Raw genomic sequence first — 4,777 nt, forward strand, 5'->3', positions numbered from 1 at the left:
CTGCCCTGGCCCGACGTGCCCCGCCCTGCCCCGCCCTGGCCCGCCCTGGCCCGCCCTGGCCCGCCGGAAATCGTTTCGCCCGCGGGACGCACCGCTGTAGCGTCCCCGGGCGATGAACATCCGTCTGCTGTGCGGCCTCGCCGCCAATCCCGCCCTGCCGTCCGAACTCGTCGACCGGCTGATGGCCCTGCACGGTTCGGTGCCCGATCCGGACGACGAGCTCCTCTACGAGCTCGGCGAACGTACGGACCTCTCCCCCGGCCGGATCCGCGCGATCGCGGCCGCCGACGAGTTCGCCGCGGGCCGGATGGGGCGCGCGGGACTCCTCGACCCGGCCGACGTGGACCCGCTCGCCCGGCCGTCGGTGGCCCTGGCCATGCTCGACGAGGGCTTCGGTCCGCCCGAGTGGGCGCGGGCGCTCGCCACCCACCCGGAGCACCAGGTCCGCTGGGACCTCGCCTCCCGGCCCGGGCTGCCGCTCGACGTCCAGGAGACCCTCGCCGTCGACCCGGACGTGGAAGTGGTGGCGGAACTCGGCATCTGGACCACCGAACCGGAGATCGCCGCCCGGCTCGCGACGCACCCGCACGCCCGGGTGCGGATGGCGACCGCCGGCAACGAGGCGGTGCCGCCGGCCGTGCTGGCGGCACTGATCACCGGCGAGGGGCTCGAACCGGCGCTCTCCTGCCTGGTCTGCGACCAGGAGGAGATCCCGTTCACGCACGACCCCTCCTGCGAGCGCCCGGACTGCGAACTGTTCGGAGGCGACTCCTGCGCGGGCGCTCACGAGTCGACCGTGCACTCCACCGTGGAGCGGGCCGCGCGCAACCCCTCCACGCCGACCGCCGTCGCGGCCGGCCTCGCCGGCCATCCGTCCATGCTGATCCGCTGGGCCCTCGCCGAACGGTCCGACCTGCCGCAGGAGACGTACGCGCTGCTCGCCGCCGACCCGATGCCGGGCGTACGGCTGGACGCCGCCGGGAACGCCGCCCTCGAGGCACCGCTGATCCGCGAGCTGGCCGCACGGCACGAGGCGGACCTGCTCCGACGGCTGGCCCACCAGCCGCGGGTGCCCCTCGACGTCCTGGCGGACCTGGCCCGCAGGGTCCGGATCCGCCCCGAACCGCTGCCCCGCATCGACTCCGCCACCCCCGACGAGCTCGCGGAACTGGCCGCCTCCCCGCACGCGGCCGTACGCAAGCTCGCGGCCCGCAGCCGCGCCCTGCCGCCCGGGCTGCGCGACGCCCTGGCCGAGGACCCGGACGCGGTGGTGGCCAACGCGGTCGCCCCGCACCCGGGCCTGCCCGAGGACCGGCTGCGCGCGATGGTCGCGCGCCACGGCGTACAGGTCCACGCGCAGGTGGCGGCCAATCCGGGCACCCCGTCCGGGCTGTTGGAGGAGATGGCCCGGCACGATCCGCCGGCGCTGCGGGCCCTGCGCGCGATCGCCGTGCACCCCCGTGCCACGGAGGCGGCGCTGCTTCCGTGCCTGGCCGACCACAAGGCCGGCCCCGCCGCCGCACGCCACCCCGCACTGTCCGGCCCGGTCCTCGTGGAGCTGCTCGCCCACGATGCGCCGGCCGTCGCCGAGGGCGCGGCGGCCAATCCCTCGCTTCCCCGGGCGGTGATGGAGGAGCTGATCACGCACGCGGACCGCGGCGCTCCGGCCGTAGAGTCCCTCCCGTGAGGACCAACATATGATCAGGCTGCTCCGATCGCGGCGCGGCGCCGCTGACACGTGCCGGGACGGCCACCACGTACTGCGCACCCCCCGGCTGCTCCTGCGCACCCCGCGGAGCCAGTTCGACTTCTGGATCGGCACCGCCGCCGCGTCGGACCCCGAGGCCCAGCACTGGTTCGGATGGCCTGCCGAGGACATCCAGAACGCCGAGACCTCCGCCTTCCTGCTGGCCCTGAACGACGCCAACCGGGCCGTCGCCCTGAAGGCGTTGCCGCGCACCTTGCGCAAGGCCATGGCGCAGAGCGTCGAGCTGCCCGACTCCGGCCAGGAGCACCGCCTGCTGGCCGTCGACGCCGCCGACGGCTCCTGCGTCGGCATGGGCTCGGTGACCCGGCACGACGCCTCCGTCGGGATCTGGCTCGCTCCCGCCTACCGGGGCCGCGGGTACGGAACCGAACTGGTCGGCGCCATCACCGAGTTCGGGCACCGCCACCTCGGCCTGGAGACGCTGACGGCGGGGACCGAGACCACGAACGCCCCGTGCCGCCGGACCCTCCTCGCGGGCGGGTTCACCGAGACGGAGGGTGCCCGTACGCACACCCTCCCGGACGGCCGCGTCATCGACCCGGTGTGGTTCCGCCGGCAGGACGCCGCGGCGGCGCGCTGCACGGCCCCGTAGCGGGGCGGGCGGGCTCGCTCCGGGCCGCTCACGGGGCGGGGCTCTGGGTTTTGTCCCCGAGCAGGGGCGTGGCGTGCTCGCCCCTGCGGACGACGTCCGCCACGCCCCCGGCGGCCCTCTCCAGCCGTGCCTTGAACTCCGCGGATTGCGTGCCCTCCAGGCTGGTGGTCACCTCCACCGACGAGCCGTTGCCGCCGGAGACGCTGTGGACGGGGAACTCCGTCTCCAGTCCGACGATCCTGTCGGCGGCCGCGTCGAGGGTCCGGCGGGAGTACGGGCTCACGTAGAGGTCCGCGCGGGCCGGGTCCGCGCCCGGATCGGCCGCGTGGGCCGCCTCCACGAGGAGGCGGCCGCGGACCGGGTCGGTGACGCAGAGGGCGACCCGGCCCGCCGGGTGGTCGGTGATCTGCGTGGAGTACACGTCGGCGAAGGCCCCGTCGCCCTGGGCGCCGATGGCCTGGGAGAGCCGCGCCGCCTCGGGGGTGTTCGCCGGGGTGCCGTCGATCAGCGTCGGCACCGTCCGCGGGGTGCCCGGGTCGAGCACGGGACAGGGCTCCGCGCTCCTGGTCCGCACCGATACGCCGGGCCCGACCGGTTCGCTCGCGACCACCTCCCCGCACCCGCTGAGCAGTGCGGCGGCGCCCAGTCCCGCGGCCACGGACAGGACACCGCGCCTGACGGCGGACAGCGACCCGTACCTGCCGGCTCCAACACCCGGGACTCGCCCGGCGGTTCGGTCGGACATGATCTCCTCCTCGCACTCCGGTGCCGGATCGGCTCCGCTGGGACGTACGCGCCCCGCCACCGGTTCCCGTCACCGCAAGGTCCGCGGACCCCCTCGGGTCCACACAGGACCCCGCCCCGGTGTGTGCCCGGCCGCCATGGCCAGGCCCCGCCGCCGGTTCCTAGGGTCGTCCGTGTCGGCCCGGCCGCACCGGTCCGGTCGGATGGCCGGCGGCCGCGGGCCGGGTGGAGGAGCAGGTGTGATGGGACTGGACAAGGAGGTCGCGAGCGCGGCCCGGGCGGTGGCGGACATCCCCGCCGGGGCCTCGCTCGCGGTCGGCGGCTTCGGGTTGTGCGGGGTTCCCGGCGTACTGATCGGCGCGCTGCTGGAGCGTGCGGACGCGGTCGCCCTGGAGGTGGTCTCCAACAACTGCGGGGTGGACGACCGGGGGCTCGGACTGCTGCTGCGCGCGGGCAGGATCGCCCGGATGACCAGCTCGTACGTGGGCGAGAACAAGGAGTTCGCCCGGCAGTACCTGAGCGGCGAGCTGGAGGTCGAACTCGTCCCGCAGGGCACCCTCTCCGAACGGCTGCGGGCCGGCGGCGCGGGAATCCCGGCGTTCTACACGCCGGCCGGGGCCGGCACGCAGGTGGCGGAGGGCGGACTGCCGTGGCGCTACCGGGCCGACGGCGGTGTCGCCGTGGCCTCGCCGCCCAAGGAGCTGCGCACCTGGGCCGGCCGGGAGTACCTGCTGGAGGAGGGCATCACCACGGACTTCGCCCTCGTCCGGGCGGCCCGCGGCGACCGGCACGGCAACCTCGTCTTCCACTCCTCGGCGCGCAACTTCAACCCGCTCGCGGCGATGGCGGGGCGGATCACCATCGCCGAGGTGGAGGAGCTGGTCGAGCCGGGAGAGCTCGATCCGGACTCCGTGCACCTGCCGGGCGTCTTCGTCCAGCGGGTGGTCCGCATCGACCCCGACGACCCGGCGGCCGAGCGGCACATCGAGCGCCGCACGGTCCGGCCCCTCCTCCCCGAGCAGCAAGGCGGCAACTGAAATGGCCCTGACGCGCGAGCAGATGGCGGCCCGCGCCGCCCGTGAACTGACCGACGGCACCTACGTGAACCTGGGGATCGGGCTGCCGACCCTGATCCCCAACCACCTGCCGCCGGGGGTCGAGGTGGTGCTCCAGTCGGAGAACGGGATCCTCGGCGTGGGCCCGTACCCGCTCCCCGACGAGGTGGACCCGGACCTGATCAACGCGGGCAAGGAGACGGTGACCGTCCGGGCGGGGGCTTCGTTCTTCGACTCCGCGCTGTCCTTCGGCATGATCCGCGGCGGTCACATCGACGCCGCGGTGCTGGGGGCCATGCAGGTGTCCGCGTCGGGCGACCTGGCCAACTGGACGATCCCCGGGAAGATGGTCAAGGGGATGGGCGGCGCCATGGACCTGGTGCACGGCGCGCGCAGGGTGATCGTGCTCATGGAACACACGTCGAAGGACGGCGCGCCGAAGCTCGTGGAGCGGTGCTCGCTGCCGCTGACCGGGCGGGCCGTCGTCCAGCGGGTCATCACCGATCTCGCGGTCGTCGACGTGACCCCGGCGGGGTTCCTGCTGCGCGAGCTCGCGCCGGGGGTGACGGTGGACGAGGTGCGCGCGGCGACGGGCGCGGAACTCGCGGTCTCCGGAGA

The 4,777-nt window shown here is 75.1% G+C and carries 5 protein-coding genes; 4 read left to right on the top strand and 1 reads right to left on the bottom strand.

Annotated features, from left to right (window positions below; genetic code table 11):
- Positions 1–112: 112 nt before the first annotated feature.
- Positions 113–1,687, top strand: a complete 1,575-nt coding sequence (locus ACWGDE_RS36215) for a hypothetical protein (protein WP_453393327.1) — start codon at positions 113–115, stop codon at positions 1,685–1,687.
- Between the two features lie 10 nt (positions 1,688–1,697).
- Positions 1,698–2,360, top strand: a complete 663-nt coding sequence (locus ACWGDE_RS36220; protein ID WP_453393328.1) for a GNAT family N-acetyltransferase — start codon at positions 1,698–1,700, stop codon at positions 2,358–2,360.
- Between the two features lie 28 nt (positions 2,361–2,388).
- On the opposite strand, the gene ACWGDE_RS36225 is transcribed toward ACWGDE_RS36220, so the two are convergent.
- Entirely contained in the window at positions 2,389–3,105 is a 717-nt protein-coding gene (locus tag ACWGDE_RS36225; protein WP_453393329.1) for a hypothetical protein, read from the bottom strand.
- Positions 3,106–3,346: 241 nt separating this feature from the next.
- Between ACWGDE_RS36225 and ACWGDE_RS36230 the strand changes: the two genes are divergently transcribed.
- Both ACWGDE_RS36230 and ACWGDE_RS36235 read left to right on the top strand, forming a co-directional pair.
- Positions 3,347–4,141: a CoA transferase subunit A gene (locus ACWGDE_RS36230; RefSeq protein WP_453393330.1), complete on the top strand. Its 795-nt coding sequence runs from the start codon at positions 3,347–3,349 to the stop codon at positions 4,139–4,141.
- Between the two features lies 1 nt (position 4,142).
- Positions 4,143–4,777, top strand: a 635-nt coding sequence (locus ACWGDE_RS36235) for a CoA transferase subunit B (protein WP_453393331.1), incomplete at its 3' end; no start/stop codon positions are given.

The sequence above is a fragment of the Streptomyces sp. NPDC054956 genome (assembly GCF_053609185.1).